This window comes from Pseudomonas knackmussii B13 (assembly GCF_000689415.1).
GTDB lineage: Bacteria > Pseudomonadota > Gammaproteobacteria > Pseudomonadales > Pseudomonadaceae > Pseudomonas > Pseudomonas knackmussii.
Genome location: NZ_HG322950.1, coordinates 4,900,577 through 4,916,777 on the forward strand (window position 1 = coordinate 4,900,577; position 16,201 = coordinate 4,916,777).

Below are 16,201 nucleotides of genomic sequence, written 5' to 3' on the forward strand. Positions count from 1 at the left end.
GGCCAGTTGGCCGCGCCCTTTTCGTTTCAGCCGGTGGCACTGGCCGCATGCGGCGCGGTGCGCGGGAACACCAGGGCGGCGAGGAAGGTAACAACGCCGAGCACGGCCAGCAGCAGGTAGAGCCCGCCCAGCCCCTGGCGCGGCTCGACGTAGGCGATCAGCGGAATGGCCGCCGCGCTGGCACCGAAGGACACGAAGTAACGCAGGGCGAACACCCGCGCCTGCCACTGCGGCGCGACGAAGTTGGCGACCATCGCGTCGTTCACCGTTACCTGGCCGAACACCACGAACATGAACAGCGCGCCGCACAGCGCCACCGACCAGCCCTGGGCGTAGGCCAGCGCCACCAGCAACGGGGCCTGGCACAAGGTCATCAGCAGGAACGGGCCCTTGAGGCTGAAGCGGTCGAGCAGGCGCCCCATGGTCAGCTGCGCCACGGCGCCGAAGGCGTAGGCCAGGCTGATCACCACGCCGAGGCTTTCCGGCGAGGCGAGCAGGTCGTGCAGGCGCACCTGGAACAACCGTGGATAAGTCACGGTGCTGGCGTTGAACACTACCCCGCCGGTCAACGTCACCAGCGCAAGCACGCCGAACACCAGGCGCATCGAAACCGCCTGCCCGCCCTTGCCGCGCGGCGCGCTGTGCTTCACCTGCACCGGCGCCTCCTGGCGAACCTGCCAGGCGAAACCCAGCCCGACCAGAATGGCCAAGGCGCCGGGCAGGATGAATGCCGCTCGCCAGCCGAAATGCGCGGTGAGGAAGCCGGTCAGCAGCGCAGCGAAGGCCACGCCGAGGTTACCCCACATGCCGTTGATACCGATTTCGTGGCCGCGATTCTGCGCGTGCGCCACCAGCATCGCGGTGCCCACCGGGTGGTAGATGGCGGCGAAGACGCCGACCAGCGTCAACCCCAGCGCGAGCATCGTGGTGGACTGGCTCAGCCCGGTGAACACCGCAGCCGCGCCAATACCGAGGAAGAACAGCAGCAGCATGTGCCGGCGATCCCACTTGTCGCCCAGCCAACCGGCCGGCAGCGAACAGGCGCCAAAGGCGATGAAGCCACCCAGCGAAAGGCCGATCAGCTCGGCGTAGCTCTTGCCGAAGCTCTGCGACATGCCCAGCACCGCGGCGGGGAAGATCAGCATGAACATGTGGTCGAGCACGTGGGCGGCGTTGACGTAGCGGATGATGGTGCGGGGAAGGCTCATGATGGGCTCGCGCTTTCTGGCAGTTGTCCGGCCATGCTAGGTTGGCCGCCATCCGCATATCTGACAGAAAAGTCATCGGACCGGACATGCTCATCGACTACCCCTTCGGCGAGCGGCTCACCGCCATCGCCCGCGACTACCAAGACGGCGCCCACGTGGAGCCGCATCGGCACAGCCAGGCGCAGCTGCTCTACGCCGCCGAAGGGCTGATGCGCCTGGTCACCAGCCAGGGTGCCTGGGTCATTCCGCCGACCCGCGCGGTGTGGATTCCACCGCAGGTCGAGCACGAGATCTTCATGTCCGGCGCGGTGCGCATGCGCACGCTCTATCTCGCGCCCAAGTTCGAACCGGCAGGCCTGGAGGGTTGCTGCGTCCTGGCGGTGACACCGCTGCTGCGCGAACTGATCCTGCGTGCCATCGACGCCCCGCGAGGTGAGGCGGCCGAACTGGTGGAGCGCCTACTGCTGCTGGAGATCGCCAGCCTGCAGCACCTGCCGCTGGCCCTGCCCTTCCCCGCCGACCGCCGCCTGCGCGGCATCTGCCTGGCGCTGCTGAAGCGCCCGGAGCATCCGCACACGCTGGAGGACTGGGGACTGGAAGTGGGCGCCAGCTCGCGCACCCTGGCGCGGCTGTTCCGCCTGGAACTGGGCATGAGCTTCCAGGAGTGGCGCCAGCAACTGCGCCTGACCGAAGCGCTGCCGCGCCTGCTGGCCGGCGCCAGCGTGCAGCGCATCGCCGCCGAGCTCGGCTACGGCAGCGCACGCGCCTTCAGCGCCATGTTCAAGCGCCTGGTCGGGGAGAACCCAAGGGAATACGTGCAGGGACTGAAGAAGGAACAGCTTTCGTAGGAGCGGATCTTATCCGCGAAAACCCATGCACCGCTGCGCCCCCTGTAGGAGCGGGCCATGCCCGCGATCGCGGACAAGGTCCGCTCCTACAGGAGATGGACGTTCCCGCTCAACGCAGCGAGGTAAACGCCAGCTTGACGCCCAGCGCCACCAGCACCGCGCCCATCAGCCGATCGAACCAGTGCCCCATGCGGGCGAAGCCGGCGCGCACGCGCTGCTGGCTGAACAGCAGCGCGACGAAGCTGAACCAGACCGCCGTGGCGCAAGCCAGGTAGACCCCGTAGCCAGCCTGGATCGCCAGCGGCGTGTGCGGGTTGATCACCACGGTGAACAGGGAGAGGAAGAACAGCGTCGCCTTCGGATTGAGGCCGTTGGTCACGAAGCCGCTGACGAAAGCACCGCGCGAGCTGCGATCCACCTGTTCAAGCAATGCCTGCTCGGCACCAGCCGGCGCCGGGCGGGCACGCAGGGCCTTGATGCCGATGTAGAACAGGTAGGCTGCGGCGGCCCACTTGAGCACGTTGAACAGCATGATCGACTGGGAAACGATCAGGCCGATGCCGAGCAGCGAGTAGGTGACATGGATGAAGATGCCGCAGCCCACGCCCAGCGCCGTCCAGGTGCCGGCGCGGCGGCCGTGGGTCACGCTTTCGCGCACCACCACGGCGAAGTCCGGCCCCGGGCTGGCCACCGCCAGCAGGTGGATCAACGCCACGGTAAGAAATTCCGTCCAGTACATGCTGCCTCCGCACATCGGCAAGAAAACCGTTTAGGCTGGCCACCTTACGCCCGCCCCGCTTTCCGCAAAAGGTACAGCTACAGATGAACAGTGCCCGCGCCGTCTTCCTCGACACCGCTTCCCTCGACCTCGGCGACCTCGACCTGCAGCCGCTCCGCCAGGCCTTCGGTGAACTGGTCACGCACGCCGCCAGCACCCCGGACCAGGTCGCCGCTCGCCTGCAGGGCGCCAGCGTGGCAATCAGCAACAAGGCGCCGATCAATGCGGACACCCTCGCGCAATGCCCTGACCTCAAGCTGATCCTGGTTACCGCCACCGGCACCAACAACATCGACCTGGCCGCCGCCCGCGCGCGCGGCATCGCCGTGTGCAACTGCCAGGGCTACGGCACCGCTTCGGTGGCCCAGCACGCCCTCCTGCTGCTGCTCGCCCTGGCCACCCGCCTGCCCGACTACCAGAGCGCGATCCGCGCCGGCCGCTGGCAGCAGGCCACGCAGTTCTGCCTGCTGGACTTCCCCATCGTCGAACTGGAGGGCAAGACGCTCGGCCTGCTCGGCCATGGCGAACTGGGCAGCGCGGTAGGCCGCCTGGCCGAAGCCTTCGGCATGCGCGTGCTGCTAGGCCAGTTGCCCGGCCGCCCGCCGCGTGAGGACCGCCTCGCGCTCGACGAGCTGCTCCCGCAGGTCGATGCGCTCAGCCTGCACTGCCCGCTCACCGAGCAGACCCGCGGCATGCTCGGCCAGCGCGAACTGGACCTGATGAAGCCCGGCGCCTTCCTGATCAACACCGCACGCGGCGGCCTGATCGACGAGCAGGCCCTGGCCGATACCCTGCGCCGCGGCCACCTCGGCGGCGCCGCCACCGACGTTCTCAGCGTCGAACCGCCCAAGGATGGCAACCCGCTGCTGGCCGGCGACATCCCGCGCCTGATTGTCACCCCGCACAATGCCTGGGGCAGCCGCGAAGCCCGCCAGCGCATCGTCGGCCAGGTGGCGGAAAACGCCGCAGCCTTCTTCGCCGGCCAGCCGCTGCGCCAGGTCAACGCCTGATGCTGCACCTGGTTTGCGGCGACTACGCGGCCGAGGTCCTGCGCGCCGCCATGGCCAGCGGCGCCCTGCCGCCGGCACCGATCCGCGTGATGCCGGACGATCTCGCAGTCGGGCCGCTGCACAGCGTCGATACCCCGCCTTGCCTGGAGCGCGCACGCTTCTGGCACCAACTTGGCGGCGAGGTCCTGGCCGATCGAGCAATCGCCACCGAACTGAGCGCCGACGCCCAGTGGCTGCGCGCCCCCGATGCCGAGCGCCTATGCCTCTGGCATGGCGACAGCACCAGCGAGCAGTTGCTGCTGCGCCGGGTCTGTGCCTTGCTGCCTGCGAAGGTCGAGTTGTATGCCGTGGCCGGCGGCACGGGCGAATGCCGCAGCACCACGCGCCGTGCCATCTCCATGCTTGCCCAGGGCGAGCTGGCGGCCCTGTCGGTCGAGCTTCTCGATGCGACTCAGCGTGGCCGGCTTGGCGCGGAGTGGTGCCACTGGCGCGAGCGCGACGACACCCTGCGACTCTGGCTGGACGGCCGCCTGCAAGGCGCCGATTACGCGCTCATCGACAATGCCCTGCTGGCTGAATGCTCCGCCGAATGGCGCCCGGCGCGACACCTGATCGCACCGGTCATGGCTGGAGTGGATGGCCTCTTCGTCACCGACCTGTTGAGCCTCTGGCGCCTGCGACAACTGGCCGTCGAAGGCCGCCTCGAGACCCGTGGTACCGGCCCCTGGGACGACCTGGAGGCGCGCCTCGCCTAGGCTGTGAAGGCGCAGGCCTGCTAAGCTTGCGCCCTTTTTTCGAGGAGGCCGCATGTCCAACGCCCCCACCAGTGAGGTGCTGCTGCGCCAGATCGAACGCCTCGGCGGCCATGTCCTGCTGGCCGGCCTGCCTGCCGACGACCTGCTCGGCGAGCTGCCCCAGGCGCAAGGCTGGAGCTGGCACGCCGGCGAGCAACGTCTGCTCGAGGCACGCTTCCCCGGCCGCTGCCATTTCGGCGTGACGCCGCCGCCCGGCCCGTTCGAAGCCGCGGTGCTGTTCCTCCCCAAGTCCCGCGAACTGACCGACTATCTCCTGGCCGCGCTGGCCAGCCAGGTGCCACACGGCCACCTCTACCTGGTCGGTGAAAAACGCGCAGGCGTCGAACGCGCAGCCAAGCAACTCGGCACCCTGGCGAAAGCCGCCAAGCTCGACAGCGCGCGCCACTGCCAGCTCTGGCACGCCAGCATCGGCGAAGCGCCGCCCGCCCCCGACCTGCATGCCCTGGCCCAGCGCTACAGCCTGCCGCTGGCCGATGGCGAGCTGCAGGTGCTGACCCTGCCCGGCGTGTTCAGCCATGGTCGCCTGGACCGCGGCAGCGCCCTGCTGCTCGAGCACCTCGACGGCCTGCCGACAGGCCACGTGCTGGACTTCGGCTGCGGTGCCGGCGTGCTGGGTGCAACACTCAAACGACGTTATCCACAGAGCCGCCTGACCCTGCTCGATGTCGACGCCTTCGCCATCGAGAGCAGCCGCCTGACCCTGGCCGCCAATGGCCTGGAAGGCGACGTGATCGCCGGCGACGGCATCGACGCGGCTCCCACCGAACTGGCCGCGATCGTCAGCAACCCACCCTTCCACCAGGGTGTGCACACCAGCTACGAGGCCACCGAGCGCCTGCTGCGCGAAGCGGCGAAGCACTTGCGCCCAAGCGGCGAACTACGCCTGGTGGCCAACAGTTTCCTGCGCTATCCGCCGCTGATCGAGGAACACCTCGGAGCCTGCCGCAGCCTCGCCGAAGCCGACGGCTTCCGCATCTACAGCGCGCGGCGCGCCTGAGCCACCGATTCATTCCGGGCGCCACCAGCGCCCGCCAGCCGAGAACTCCCGTGAACAGCAATCTGAATGACGCTCCGGCGTCGGCGCAGCAAAGCGCTCCCCACCTCAAGCGCGCGCTCAAGCCGCGCCACCTGAACATGATCGCCATCGGCGGCTCCATCGGCACCGGCCTGTTTGTCGCCTCCGGCAGCACGGTGGCCACCGCCGGCCCGGGCGGCGCCCTGCTGGCCTATGCGCTGATCGGCGTCATGGTGTTCTTCCTGATGACCAGCCTCGGCGAGATGGCCGCCTACATTCCCGATTCGGGGTCCTTCTCGACCTACGGCAGCCGCTTCGTCGACGACGGCTTCGGCTTCGCCATGGGTTGGAACTACTGGTACAACTGGGCGGTGACCATCGCCGCGGAACTGGTCGCGGCGCAGCTGGTGATGAACTTCTGGTTCCCCGACGTTCCAGGCATCTACTGGAGCGCCGGCTTCCTCGCCATCATGTTCCTGCTCAACGTCTTCTCGGTGAAGGGCTTCGGCGAGGCCGAGTTCTGGTTCGCGCTGATCAAGGTGGTCGCCGTGGTGATCTTCATCGGCATCGGCCTGGCCAGCATCGTCGGCATCATGCACGGCATCGACGCGCCCGGATTCAGCAACTTCACCACTGGCGACGCGCCCTTCGTTGGTGGCCTGCAGGCGATGATCGGGGTGGCGATGATCGCCGGCTTCTCGTTCCAGGGCACCGAACTGATCGGGGTCGCCGCCGGCGAGTCGGAGCACCCGCACAAGTCGATCCCCAAGGCGATCCGCCAGGTGTTCTGGCGAATCCTGATGTTCTACATCCTGGCGATCTTCGTCATCGGCATGCTGATTCCCTACACCGATCCCAACCTGCTGAAGACCGACAGCAGCGACATCAGCACCTCGCCGTTCACCCTGCTGTTCCAGCGCGCCGGCCTCGCGGCCGCAGCCGGGGTGATGAACGCGGTGATCCTTTCGGCGATCCTCTCCGCCGGCAACTCCGGGATGTACGCCTCGACCCGCATGCTCTACATGATGGCCGTGCACGGCCAGGCCCCGCGCGTGTTTGCCCAACTGTCGAAGAGCGGTGTGCCGCGCCAGGCGCTGCTGGCCACCACCCTGGTCGGCGCGCTGTGCTTCCTCACCAGCTTCATCGGCGACAAGACCGTCTACACCTGGCTGCTGAACACCTCGGGCATGTGCGGCTTCATCGTCTGGCTGGGCATCGCCGCCTCGCACTACCGCTTCCGCAAGGGCTTCCTGGCACAGGGCGGGCGCCTGGAGGACTTGCCCTACCGCGCCAAGTGGTTCCCCTTCGGCCCGCTGTTCGCCTTCAGCCTGTGCCTGGCGATCACCCTCGGGCAGAACTACCAGGCCTTCATCGGCGAGCGCATCGACTGGGCGGGCCTGGCCGCCACCTACATCAGCCTGCCGCTGTTCCTGGCGATCTGGTGGGGCTACCGGCTCAAGCACGGCAGCCGCTTCGTGCGCTACGAGGAAATGGACGTCCGCGCCGGCGACGACGACTGACCGGCGCGCCTTGCCCTCCCTGCCCGAGTTGGGCAGAATGCGCGCCGTCCTAGGGGAGTAGTCTCCCGCGAGCGGCCTGCGGCCCTCGCCCGGCGCGCGTCAACATACTTGGCCCACAGGCCATGGCGCGTGCGACCCTCGGCCCGTCTCCCGGGCCGAGGGTTTGACAAGACCTATGACACGAGCGATCCGGCCCGGGGCGGGCGGATGGCACGTGTCATGGTGCTCTGTCGACCCGCCCCCAAGGAAAAAGCCTGATGGAATCCCTCTTCGTCCCGATCCTCGTGGTCGCCCTCGCCGAAATCGGCGACAAGACGCAACTGCTCGCCCTCGTCCTCGCCGCGCGCTTCCGCAAGCCCTGGCCGATCATCGCCGGCATCATCGCCGCCACCCTGGCCAACCACTTCGTCGCCGGCGCCGTCGGCAAATGGGTCTCGACCTTCTTCTCCGAAGCCACGCTGAGCTGGCTGCTGGCCGCGTCCTTCCTCGCCGTGGCGGCCTGGACGCTGATTCCGGACAAGCTGGACGACGACGAAGGCGGCGGCCTGAAGAAATTCGGCCCCTTCCTCACCACCCTGATCGCCTTCTTCCTCGCCGAGATGGGCGACAAGACCCAGGTCGCCACCGTGATGCTCGCCGCGCAGTACCCGCATTTCTGGCTGGTCGTGGCCGGCACCACCATCGGCATGTTGCTGGCCAACGTGCCAGTCGTCCTGGCCGGCAACTTCGCCGCCGAACGCCTGCCGCTGGCGCTCATCCGCCGCCTGGCGGCCAGCGCCTTCGCCGTGCTCGGCCTGGCTGCAGCCTGGCACGCGGCGAAGCTCTCCGGGTTGTTCTGAGGTTTCTTACGCTAACCACCGGCGGTCGGGCCAATGCCCGGCCGCCGCACCAGCTCCTAGACTGTCGGCCGTCGCCCCCTGCTGAAGGAAACAGCCATGACCGACAAGGACCTCAAGCGCCTGGCGCGCCATCACATCGACCTGAGCTGGAACAAGGGCCGCCTGGCCCTGGCCAGCCAGATGCACAGCCCCGACTTCCTCTACAAGAGCAGCTTCGCCGCCCAGCCCCTGGGCAGCGCCGGCTACTGCCGCCTGATCGAAGGCATCCGCGCGTCCATGGACGAGCTGGACGTGGTCATCGAGGAGTGCCTCCAGGAAGGCAACAAGGTGTTCACCTGGAGCACCCTGGTCGGCAGCATCAGCCGCCCGGCCTTCGGCTATCCGGCCAGCGACCGCGTGGTGAGCATCCCCGGCATGGCCTTCTGGTTGTTCAACAGCCAGGGCCAGCTGCAGGAACTCTGCACGCTGATCGACATGGAAAGCTTCCGCAGCCAGATGGGCCTGCAGCCAAGGCCATTGGCGGAGCAGACGCTGCCCTAGCCAACCCTGTAGGAGCGCGCCATGCGCGCGATTCGCGGCCATGGGCCGCTCCTACACAGGTCATCCCCGCGAACGCGGGGACCCAGCCAGCCTCACAGGTAGCCGTTGGAGCGGAACCAGGCGATCGCCCGGCGCAGCGTATCTTCCAGCGGCACGCTGCTCTGGAAGCCCAGCTCGTCGCGGGCCTTGCGCCCGTCGAGGAACTGCCCGCCGGCCATGACCTCGATGGCGGTGTCGTCGAGCAGCGGCAGCTTTCCGGTCAGCCGGTAGCGCCAGCGGCCCAGGGTCGCCAGCGCGCGGGCGCGATGCAGCGGCATCGGCAGCGGTGCCGGCTTGCCCAGCAACTGGGCGATGGTCGCGGTCAGTTCGCCCATCTCGACGTTATGCCCAGTCAGCAGGTAGCGCTCGCCGATGCGTCCGCGCTCCAGCGTCTGCAGCAGCCCGCGCCCTGCCTCGCCGGCATCGATGACGTTGCGTCGCCCCGGCACGTAATGGGACATCTCGCCACGGCCGATGGCCGTGATCAGGCGCCCCGTGGTCGGGCCGATGTCCAGCTCGCCCAGCACCATGCCGGGAATGCCGATGACCACCGGCAGTCCGCCGCGAGCCTGTTCACGGGCCTGCTCGTCGAGCGCCCACTTGCACATCACGTAGGCACTCTTGCCGGTGGGCAGGCCTTCGTAGAACAGCCCTTCGTGCCCGGGCAGCCCCTGCGGGTGCATGGGCAGGGCGAAGGCCGAGCCGACATAAAGAATGCGCGGCACCTTGTTGTGCTGGCAGGCGGCGTAGAAATGGTTGGTCTGGTCCAGCGCGCTGGCCACTTCTTCCTGCCAGCGACGCGGCCGCTTGGGGTAGTAGCCGGCGCTGAAGATCACCGCGTCGAGCCCGCTCAGGGCGCGCTCCAGACCACGGTAGTCGTACAGCTCGGCGACGCGGCACTCCGGCTGCAGATAGGCCAGGCGCTGGATCTGCGAGGAAGGTCGATGGATCAGCACCAACTCGTGCCCGGCAGCCTTGATGGCGCGGGCGGCATGGTGGCCGAGAAGCCCGGTGGCTCCCAGTACTGCGATTTTCACAGGCGCTCCCTGTTGATGCCCGGGCCGGCCGCGCGTGCGGCCGGCAGCAACGGATCGAGGCGCTCGATCCCCCCGTGTATCAATTGCGGCCCTTGGCCTGTTCGTACAGCGGCATCACCTTGGGAATGGCGGCCTGCAGATTGGCCATGCGCGTGCTGTCCGCCGGGTGGGTACTGAGGATCTCCGGCGGCGCCTCGCCACCGCCAGCCTGGCCCATCTTCTGCCACAGGGTCAGCGCGGCGTTGGGGTTGTAGCCGGCGCGGGCGGCCAGCTCCAGGCCGATCAGGTCGGCCTCGGTCTCGTTCTGCCGGCTGTTGGGCAGGGTCAGGCTGTACTGCACCACCTGGTCGGCCATCTGCATGCCACCCTGGCCCAGGCCGAGCAGCGCACCGCCGAGGCTCTCGCCCATCTGCACGGCGTAGGCGCGGGACATCTGCTCGCGGCCGTGCTCGCGCAGGGCGTGGGCGATCTCGTGGCCCATCACCGCGGCGATCTCGTCGTCGGAGAGGTGCAGCTTATCGATCAGGCCGCTGTAGAAGATGATCTTGCCGCCGGGGCCGCAGTTGGCGTTGAGCTCGTCGCTCTTCACCAGGTTGACCTGCCAGTCCCAGCCCGGGGCGTCCTGGCGGAAGGCGCCGGTCTGCGGGATCAGGCGCGCGGCGATGGCCTTGACGCGCTTGCCGTCGGCGCTGTCGTTGTCGAGCTTGCCGGCGGTCTTCGCCTCGCCGACGGTCTTCTGATAGGACTGCGAGTACATCTGGTCGACCTGCTGGCTGGACAGCATGCTGAACATGTACTGCTGACGCTGTACGCCAACGGCACCGCCGCTGGTGGTGTTCACCGGCTGGCAAGCGGTCAGCAGCAGGACCGGGACCAGGGCGGCGAAACGGAAACGGGTGGACATAGTGGTTCTCCTGACGAAGCACATTCGTCCCTTGGACAGCGCGCAATGGTAGGCGTCCCCCCGAACGCGGGCAACAGCTCCGCAAGCGCCTCGACACATCCGCGTTACAACCCATTACAACGCCTGCCTAAGGAAATCCCCTAGCCCGGTCGATATAGAAGGACAGGCTGTCCCTGGCACGCGAGTAATTCGTCATGAAGTTCAAGTCGATCCAGTTTTCCGTGGTGGCGCTGGCCGGAGCCAGCGTCCTTGCAGTGGTGGCGGCGCTGGTGCTTTACGCGCTGTTCGCCGGTGGCCGAACCCAGAGCCTGGTCCAGGAGCGGACCCAGGGACTGCTGGAGCAGGTCATCAACGAGCGCCTGGTCGCCCTGGCTCGCGCCCAGGCCAGCCAGATCCAGCGTGAGCTCGAGTACCCGCTGACCGTGGTCAAGGGCCTGGCCCAGACCAACATGCTGATGGACGAGAAGGACGCCGAGGGCAAACCGGTGCTGGGCATCAGCCGTGGCGAGATGTCCACCCTGCTGCGCCAGACCGTGCAGCAGAACCCCAAGCTGCTCGACGCCTTCGCTGGTTGGGAACCCAATGCCTTCGCCGGCCAGGACAGCCTTTACGCCGGCCAGGCCGGCGCCGGCTACGACGCCAGCGGGGGGCTCCTGCCCTGGTGGTACCGCAAGGCCGACGGCAGCCTCACCGTCGAGGCCATGGGCGACACCCTGGAAAGCCAGAAGATGCTGCCCACCGGCATTCGCGAGGGCGAGTACTACCTGTGCCCGAAAGAGCGCCTGAAGCCCTGCGTGATCGACCCGGCGCCCTATGAGATGGGCGGCAAGATGGTGATGATGTCCTCGTTCAACGCGCCCATCCTGGTCAAGGGGCAGTTCCGCGGCTCGGTGGGCGCCGACCTGTCGCTGGACTTCATCCAGGACCTGCTGAAGACCGCCGACGCCGGTCTCTATGACGGCGCCGGCGAGCTGGCGCTGATCTCCGCCAATGGCCGCCTGGTCGCCTACACCAAGGACGCCAAGAAACTCGGCGAACCCGCCAACAAGGTGCTCGACAGCACCCAGGCCGAGAACCTGGCCAAGGTTCAGGGCGAAGAGCCCCTGCACGTGCAGGACAGCGCCCACGACTCCATCGTGCTGTTCCTGCCCTTCTCCATCGGCGACACCGGCACCCGCTGGACCCTGATGCTGGAAATCCCGCGCCAGGCCGTGCTCGGCGAACTCAAGCAACTGCAAGGCGACCTCAAGGCGCAGAGCGATTCCGACACCCTGGGCATGACCCTGGTCGGCCTGCTCATCGCCGCCATCGGCCTGCTGGTGATCTGGCTGGTCGGGCACGGCATCGCCCGTCCGCTGCGCCAACTGGTCGGCATGCTCGACGACATCGCCCAGGGCGAAGGCGACCTCACCCGCCGCCTGTCCAGCGACCGCGCCGACGAACTCGGCTCCATCGCCAAGGGCTTCAACACCTTCCTCGGCAAGCTGCAGGGCATGATCGGCCAGGTGGTGACCTCGGTGCAGCACGTCAGCGACTCCTCCGAGCACACCGCGGACATCGCCATCCGCACCAACCAGGGCGTGCAGAAGCAACTGGCGGAAATCGAGCTGGTGGCCACCGCCGTCCACGAGATGACCGCCACCGCCCAGGACGTGGCGCGCAACGCCACCCACGCGGCGGAAGCAGCGCATCACGCCGACGAGGCCGCACACCACGGCAAGCGCATCGTCGAGAGCAGCGCTACCGCCATCCAGGCGCTGGCCACCGAGATCGGCCGCGCCGTCGGCGTGGTGCAGACCCTGGCCCGCGACAGCGAGAACATCAACGCGATCCTGGTGGCGATCCGCGGCATTGCCGAACAGACCAACCTGCTGGCCCTCAACGCGGCCATCGAAGCGGCGCGCGCCGGCGAGCAGGGTCGCGGCTTCGCCGTGGTGGCCGACGAGGTGCGCAACCTGGCGCAGAAGACCCAGCAGGCGACCCAGGAAATCCAGTCGATGATCCAGCAACTGCAGAACGGCACCCGCGAAGTGGTGCAGGTGATGCAGGACAGCCAGGAGAAGACCGACGACAGCGTGCGCCATTCCCAGGAAGCGGCACAGGCGCTGGAGTCGATCACCCAGGCGGTGTCGGTGATCAACGACATGAACACCCAGATCGCCAGCGCCGCCGAAGAACAGAGCGCGGTGGCCGAGGACATCAACCGCAACGTCGCCAACATCGGCCTGGTCGCCAACCAGGTGGCCGGCGGCGCGGACGAGGCTTCCCAGGCCAGCGCCGAGCTGACCAAGCTGGCCGAGCAGCAGCGCCGGCTGGTGAATCAGTTCAGGGTCTGAAGTCCCGATGGGAGCCCTGCGCCCGCAGGGTTCCCGTAGGAGCGGCCCATGGCCGCGAATCGCGCGTACGGCGCGCTCCTGCAAATGAAACCCGCGCGGTCAAGCCGGGGTCAGGCACTCCGGCCCGTCGCACTTCGGATCGTTCACGATATTCGCCAGCGCCTGGTCGCGCAGGCGCACCTGCGGCCGCGCCAGGATGCTCAGCAGCTTGCTGACCGGCGCTTCCGCGTCCAGCCAGAGGGCGCGATCGCCCTCCTCTTCCAGCAGCAGCGGACGGCGCATCTCGCCGGCGGCCTGGGTCACCAGCGCCAGGCTGAGATAGGTGTGGCCGGACACCGGATAGGCCTCCCAGACTCCAGCGAAATAGCTCAGCCCGGTGGCACCGACTACCCAATACGGGCGCTTGCGCACGCCGCGCCATTCGTAGAAACCGTTGGCCGGCACCAGGCAGCGGCGCTTGGCGAAGGCGTCGCGGAACATCGGTTGTTCGGCCAGGGTTTCGGCGCGGGCGTGGGCCGGCGTCTTCGACAGATCGGTGAGCCAGGGCGGGGTCAGGCCCCAGCGCGCAAGGTCGGCGCGACGCTGGCCGTCCTCCATGCGCAGCATCAGCAACTGCGCGCCGGGGGCGAGGTTCCAGCGGGCCGTGAAGCCGGCGGGAAAGCCCGGCAATTCGGCGATCTCGCGATTCCAGCGGAACAGGGCATAGCGGGCGGTCATTCGGGCTCCAGCACAGGCTCAGCAGAGCAGGAAACCGGACTGCTCGACGTCATCCGGCGGGCCCGGCAAGGGCTGCGCGGCATTGTACGCTTCGATCAAGCCACGTGCGCGCTGCGCATCGGCGTCTTCCACCCACAGGTGCAGCAACCCATGCATCGGCAATTCACCGATGCCGCCGAGCAGATGGCGCCCGCCCAGGTGGCAGGTGATGCCCTCGCTGGCGAGCACGCCGGAGAGCAACTCGGCTTCGGCCAGGTCGGCCGGTTCGTAGACGCGCTGCATCAATCGTCCTCCCGGTGAACCTCCAGCGACCACTGGACGCCGTCGGTCTGCAACTGGAAGAGGATCGGCCGGCAGCACACCGGGCAATCCTCGTAGTACTGCTGGTCGCCGCCGGAGAGGTCTAGCACGGCCTCGGCCGGTTCGCCGCAGTATGGGCACGCATAGTCCTGAGTTTCGAGCATCGCAGGTTCCCCTGTGACTTCCGTTATACTCCCGCGGTCTTTTTACCGGCCCCGCTCATGCGTGGGCCGGTCTTTCCGGGGGAAGAGCCCGCGCTAGAGCGGGCCACGCCAGTTACACCCATGAACAAGAGAGCATGATGGGCGAGTTCGAAGCCATCCGACCGTATAACGACGCCGAAGTCCCGGCTGTGCTGCAACGCCTGCTGAGCGACGACGCCTTCCTCACCATTCTGGCGCGTTATCGCTATCCCCGCCTGTCCGGCCCCTTCGGCTGGCTGCTGCGACCGCTGATCGCCCACCGCCTGGCGCGCGAAGTCACCGGCATCCGCAGCGTGGACGACCTGCAGCACAAGTTCGAGCCCTACGTCGATCGCACCATCGAGCACGCCACCGACGGCGTCACCTACTCGGGTGTCGAGAACCTCAAGTCAGGCCGCGCCTACCTGTTCCTCGCCAACCATCGCGACATCGTGATGGACCCGGCGTTCTGCAACTACGCCATCTACCACGCCAAGCTGCCGACGCCGCGCATCGCCATCGGCGACAACCTGCTGCAGCGGCCCTTCGTCAGCGACCTGATGCGCCTGAACAAGAGCTTCATCGTGCACCGCTCGATCACCGGACGGCGCGAGAAGCTGGCGGCGTACAACAACCTGTCGGCGTACATCAACCACTCGATCCGCGTCGACGGCGAGTCGGTGTGGATCGCCCAGGCCGAGGGACGCGCCAAGGACGGTGACGACCGTACCGATTCGGCGATCCTCAAGATGTTCCACATGAGCCGCAAGGACGAACCCTTCGCCGAGGTCGTGCGCGAGCTGCACATCATTCCGGTGTCGATCAGCTACGAGTACGACCCTTGCGACGCGGCCAAGGCTCGTGAGCTGTTCACCCGCGCCACCACCGGCGAATACCGCAAGGCGCCGGGGGAGGACGACGCGAGCATCGCGCAGGGCATCACCGGATATAAAGGCCGGGTGCACATCAACTTCGGCGACGAGGTGACCGGCGACTTCGCCGACGCCAAGCTGCTGGCCGCCGAACTCGACCGGCAGATCCTCGGCAACTACCGGCTGTTCCCGGTGCACTACCTGGCCTACGAGATGTCCGAGCAGCGCGATCCGGCGCTGGCCGTGCCAAGCGCCGAAAGCCTGTTCGGCGCCGCCGAACTGCAGGCCGCCCGTGCAGAGTGGCAACGGCGCCTGGCCGCCTGCCCGGAAGAGCATCGTCCCTACCTGGTCCTGCAGTACGCAACTCCGGTGCTGAACCAGTACCGCCTGCGCTGATCGGGTCAGCTTCGCGAAACGAACAAAAAGGGCGCCCTCGGGCGCCCTTTTGCATCGCTTCGGTGCACTCAGCCGCGCAGGTGGGTGCTGTAGCTGCTCAGCACGACCGCCCCGGCCAGGCAGGCGAAGCCGAAGTGATAGAAGAAACGGTTGATCCGCGCGGTCGCTGGATCGAGCTCGGCAGGCGCCGACGTCTCGGCCTCACCTTCGGTGACCAGGCGCGAAACTGCATGGCGCTCGCGGCGACGAGTGGCGAAAAGCAGCCAGGCACCGGCCAGGCAGAAGAACAGGGCCAGGTCGTTGACCACACGACCGGGATGGGCCTGGAGCAGATTCCAGAGCGCCTGCAGCGACATTACAACCTCCAAGACTTCAGGACTGCACGCCTGAAGCTGAAACGCCGAGGCCGAGTTCTGCACGTAAGGCGACGAACCGCAGGGGTCCGTCACGGGACTGAAAAATTAGGCGGCGATTGTATCTGCACGCCATTGGCCGCAGCCAGCTCGGTCGTCTTATTCACGACGAACGTGTGCTTTATCGAGAAGGGTTCTAAGGGTTTCTCTCGACCTGGCACGTGACTGGCAAAACCCCTTTCGCCACCCCGATCCATTCCACGGAGATTCCGTCATGCTCGAGATCGTTGCCCACGAAAGCGCCTACCTGATCGAACACCTGGATGAAATCGAAGCCGTCGTCACCGAGCTTTCCTTCAACGTCCAGGACGACCACTGGCTGGTCTACACCCAGGCCTGCGGCCATGAACACCTGGACCTGCCGGAGGCCGACGAACGCCAACCGGCCTACGAGACCGACCCGTTCCACCAGGCCGCCGCCTGACGAATTCG

Annotated in this window: 18 protein-coding genes and 1 riboswitch; of the genes, 10 read left to right on the forward strand and 8 right to left on the reverse strand. The window is 67.6% G+C overall.

What is annotated here, in order from left to right:
* Positions 1-26: 26 nt before the first annotated feature.
* Positions 27-1,208, reverse strand: a complete 1,182-nt coding sequence (locus tag PKB_RS22920; protein WP_043254818.1) for an MFS transporter — start codon at positions 1,206-1,208, stop codon at positions 27-29.
* A gap of 86 nt (positions 1,209-1,294) precedes the next feature.
* On the opposite strand from PKB_RS22920, the gene PKB_RS22925 reads away from it, so the two are divergent.
* On the forward strand, positions 1,295-2,056 hold the full coding sequence (locus tag PKB_RS22925; protein WP_043254820.1) for an AraC family transcriptional regulator: 762 nt from the start codon (positions 1,295-1,297) through the stop codon (positions 2,054-2,056).
* A 109-nt stretch (positions 2,057-2,165) separates the two neighbouring features.
* Here the strand turns inward: PKB_RS22925 and PKB_RS22930 are convergent, their stop codons facing one another.
* Positions 2,166-2,795: a LysE family translocator gene (locus tag PKB_RS22930; RefSeq protein WP_043254822.1), complete on the reverse strand. Its 630-nt coding sequence runs from the start codon at positions 2,793-2,795 to the stop codon at positions 2,166-2,168.
* 83 nt (positions 2,796-2,878) lie between these two features.
* On the opposite strand from PKB_RS22930, the gene PKB_RS22935 reads away from it, so the two are divergent.
* From PKB_RS22935 to PKB_RS22960, 6 genes are all read left to right on the forward strand, one after another.
* Positions 2,879-3,844: a 2-hydroxyacid dehydrogenase gene (locus tag PKB_RS22935; RefSeq protein WP_043254824.1), complete on the forward strand. Its 966-nt coding sequence runs from the start codon at positions 2,879-2,881 to the stop codon at positions 3,842-3,844.
* Positions 3,844-4,599 carry a DUF1835 domain-containing protein gene (locus tag PKB_RS22940; RefSeq protein ID WP_043254826.1) on the forward strand — a complete coding sequence of 252 codons (756 nt, stop codon included), beginning with the start codon at positions 3,844-3,846 and terminating at the stop codon, positions 4,597-4,599. Before PKB_RS22935 ends, PKB_RS22940 begins: the two co-directional genes overlap by 1 nt.
* A gap of 52 nt (positions 4,600-4,651) precedes the next feature.
* On the forward strand, positions 4,652-5,656 hold the full coding sequence (locus PKB_RS22945) for a class I SAM-dependent methyltransferase (protein WP_043254827.1): 1,005 nt from the start codon (positions 4,652-4,654) through the stop codon (positions 5,654-5,656).
* Between the two features lie 62 nt (positions 5,657-5,718).
* A complete protein-coding gene (locus PKB_RS22950) occupies positions 5,719-7,194 on the forward strand; it encodes an amino acid permease (RefSeq protein WP_043257677.1) in 1,476 nt (491 codons plus the stop codon).
* Positions 7,195-7,227: 33 nt separating this feature from the next.
* Positions 7,228-7,359, forward strand: a riboswitch (yybP-ykoY riboswitch).
* 92 nt (positions 7,360-7,451) lie between these two features.
* Positions 7,452-8,033, forward strand: a complete 582-nt coding sequence (locus PKB_RS22955) for a TMEM165/GDT1 family protein (protein ID WP_156958068.1) — start codon at positions 7,452-7,454, stop codon at positions 8,031-8,033.
* A gap of 96 nt (positions 8,034-8,129) precedes the next feature.
* Positions 8,130-8,573 carry a ketosteroid isomerase-related protein gene (locus PKB_RS22960; protein ID WP_043254831.1) on the forward strand — a complete coding sequence of 148 codons (444 nt, stop codon included), beginning with the start codon at positions 8,130-8,132 and terminating at the stop codon, positions 8,571-8,573.
* A gap of 92 nt (positions 8,574-8,665) precedes the next feature.
* Here the strand turns inward: PKB_RS22960 and PKB_RS22965 are convergent, their stop codons facing one another.
* Both PKB_RS22965 and PKB_RS22970 read right to left on the reverse strand, forming a co-directional pair.
* The gene (locus tag PKB_RS22965; RefSeq protein WP_043254833.1) at positions 8,666-9,649 is read right to left on the reverse strand and encodes an NAD-dependent epimerase/dehydratase family protein; all 984 of its coding nucleotides are present in this window, start codon (positions 9,647-9,649) and stop codon (positions 8,666-8,668) included.
* Between the two features lie 79 nt (positions 9,650-9,728).
* A complete protein-coding gene (locus PKB_RS22970; RefSeq protein ID WP_043254835.1) occupies positions 9,729-10,553 on the reverse strand; it encodes a M48 family metallopeptidase in 825 nt (274 codons plus the stop codon).
* 194 nt (positions 10,554-10,747) lie between these two features.
* Here PKB_RS22970 and PKB_RS22975 point away from each other — a divergent pair, with 194 nt between their 5' ends.
* Entirely contained in the window at positions 10,748-12,889 is a 2,142-nt protein-coding gene (locus PKB_RS22975) for a methyl-accepting chemotaxis protein (protein WP_043254836.1), read from the forward strand.
* A gap of 99 nt (positions 12,890-12,988) precedes the next feature.
* Here PKB_RS22975 and PKB_RS22980 read toward each other — a convergent pair whose 3' ends face one another.
* From PKB_RS22980 to PKB_RS22990, 3 genes are read right to left on the reverse strand one after another with little or no spacing between them, the layout of a single operon-like run.
* On the reverse strand, positions 12,989-13,606 hold the full coding sequence (locus PKB_RS22980) for an SOS response-associated peptidase (RefSeq protein ID WP_043254838.1): 618 nt from the start codon (positions 13,604-13,606) through the stop codon (positions 12,989-12,991).
* An 18-nt stretch (positions 13,607-13,624) separates the two neighbouring features.
* Positions 13,625-13,888 carry a putative signal transducing protein gene (locus PKB_RS22985; protein WP_043254839.1) on the reverse strand — a complete coding sequence of 88 codons (264 nt, stop codon included), beginning with the start codon at positions 13,886-13,888 and terminating at the stop codon, positions 13,625-13,627.
* A complete protein-coding gene (locus PKB_RS22990) occupies positions 13,888-14,070 on the reverse strand; it encodes a CPXCG motif-containing cysteine-rich protein (RefSeq protein WP_043254841.1) in 183 nt (60 codons plus the stop codon). Before PKB_RS22990 ends, PKB_RS22985 begins: the two co-directional genes overlap by 1 nt.
* Before the next feature lie 134 nt (positions 14,071-14,204).
* Between PKB_RS22990 and PKB_RS22995 the strand changes: the two genes are divergently transcribed.
* Positions 14,205-15,356, forward strand: coding sequence for a 1-acyl-sn-glycerol-3-phosphate acyltransferase (locus PKB_RS22995; protein ID WP_084166704.1), 1,152 nt, complete (start codon positions 14,205-14,207; stop codon positions 15,354-15,356).
* A 68-nt stretch (positions 15,357-15,424) separates the two neighbouring features.
* On the opposite strand, the gene PKB_RS23000 is transcribed toward PKB_RS22995, so the two are convergent.
* The gene (locus PKB_RS23000) at positions 15,425-15,712 is read right to left on the reverse strand and encodes a hypothetical protein (protein ID WP_043254844.1); all 288 of its coding nucleotides are present in this window, start codon (positions 15,710-15,712) and stop codon (positions 15,425-15,427) included.
* A gap of 271 nt (positions 15,713-15,983) precedes the next feature.
* Between PKB_RS23000 and PKB_RS23005 the strand changes: the two genes are divergently transcribed.
* The gene (locus PKB_RS23005) at positions 15,984-16,193 is read left to right on the forward strand and encodes a hypothetical protein (protein WP_043254846.1); all 210 of its coding nucleotides are present in this window, start codon (positions 15,984-15,986) and stop codon (positions 16,191-16,193) included.
* The last annotated feature ends 8 nt before the right edge of the window (positions 16,194-16,201 follow it).

What these genes read in the sequence shown, in the direction of transcription:
- PKB_RS22920 (WP_043254818.1), bottom strand. Translation starts at nt 1,208, where the DNA reads ATGAGCCTTCCCCGCACCATCATCCGCTACGTCAACGCCGCCCACGTG.
- PKB_RS22925 (WP_043254820.1), top strand. Translation starts at nt 1,295, where the DNA reads ATGCTCATCGACTACCCCTTCGGCGAGCGGCTCACCGCCATCGCCCGC.
- PKB_RS22930 (WP_043254822.1), bottom strand. Translation starts at nt 2,795, where the DNA reads ATGTACTGGACGGAATTTCTTACCGTGGCGTTGATCCACCTGCTGGCG.
- PKB_RS22935 (WP_043254824.1), top strand. Translation starts at nt 2,879, where the DNA reads ATGAACAGTGCCCGCGCCGTCTTCCTCGACACCGCTTCCCTCGACCTC.
- PKB_RS22940 (WP_043254826.1), top strand. Translation starts at nt 3,844, where the DNA reads ATGCTGCACCTGGTTTGCGGCGACTACGCGGCCGAGGTCCTGCGCGCC.
- PKB_RS22945 (WP_043254827.1), top strand. Translation starts at nt 4,652, where the DNA reads ATGTCCAACGCCCCCACCAGTGAGGTGCTGCTGCGCCAGATCGAACGC.
- PKB_RS22955 (WP_156958068.1), top strand. Translation starts at nt 7,452, where the DNA reads ATGGAATCCCTCTTCGTCCCGATCCTCGTGGTCGCCCTCGCCGAAATC.
- PKB_RS22960 (WP_043254831.1), top strand. Translation starts at nt 8,130, where the DNA reads ATGACCGACAAGGACCTCAAGCGCCTGGCGCGCCATCACATCGACCTG.
- PKB_RS22970 (WP_043254835.1), bottom strand. Translation starts at nt 10,553, where the DNA reads ATGTCCACCCGTTTCCGTTTCGCCGCCCTGGTCCCGGTCCTGCTGCTG.
- PKB_RS22975 (WP_043254836.1), top strand. Translation starts at nt 10,748, where the DNA reads ATGAAGTTCAAGTCGATCCAGTTTTCCGTGGTGGCGCTGGCCGGAGCC.
- PKB_RS22980 (WP_043254838.1), bottom strand. Translation starts at nt 13,606, where the DNA reads ATGACCGCCCGCTATGCCCTGTTCCGCTGGAATCGCGAGATCGCCGAA.
- PKB_RS22985 (WP_043254839.1), bottom strand. Translation starts at nt 13,888, where the DNA reads ATGCAGCGCGTCTACGAACCGGCCGACCTGGCCGAAGCCGAGTTGCTC.
- PKB_RS22990 (WP_043254841.1), bottom strand. Translation starts at nt 14,070, where the DNA reads ATGCTCGAAACTCAGGACTATGCGTGCCCATACTGCGGCGAACCGGCC.
- PKB_RS22995 (WP_084166704.1), top strand. Translation starts at nt 14,205, where the DNA reads ATGATGGGCGAGTTCGAAGCCATCCGACCGTATAACGACGCCGAAGTC.
- PKB_RS23000 (WP_043254844.1), bottom strand. Translation starts at nt 15,712, where the DNA reads ATGTCGCTGCAGGCGCTCTGGAATCTGCTCCAGGCCCATCCCGGTCGT.
- PKB_RS23005 (WP_043254846.1), top strand. Translation starts at nt 15,984, where the DNA reads ATGCTCGAGATCGTTGCCCACGAAAGCGCCTACCTGATCGAACACCTG.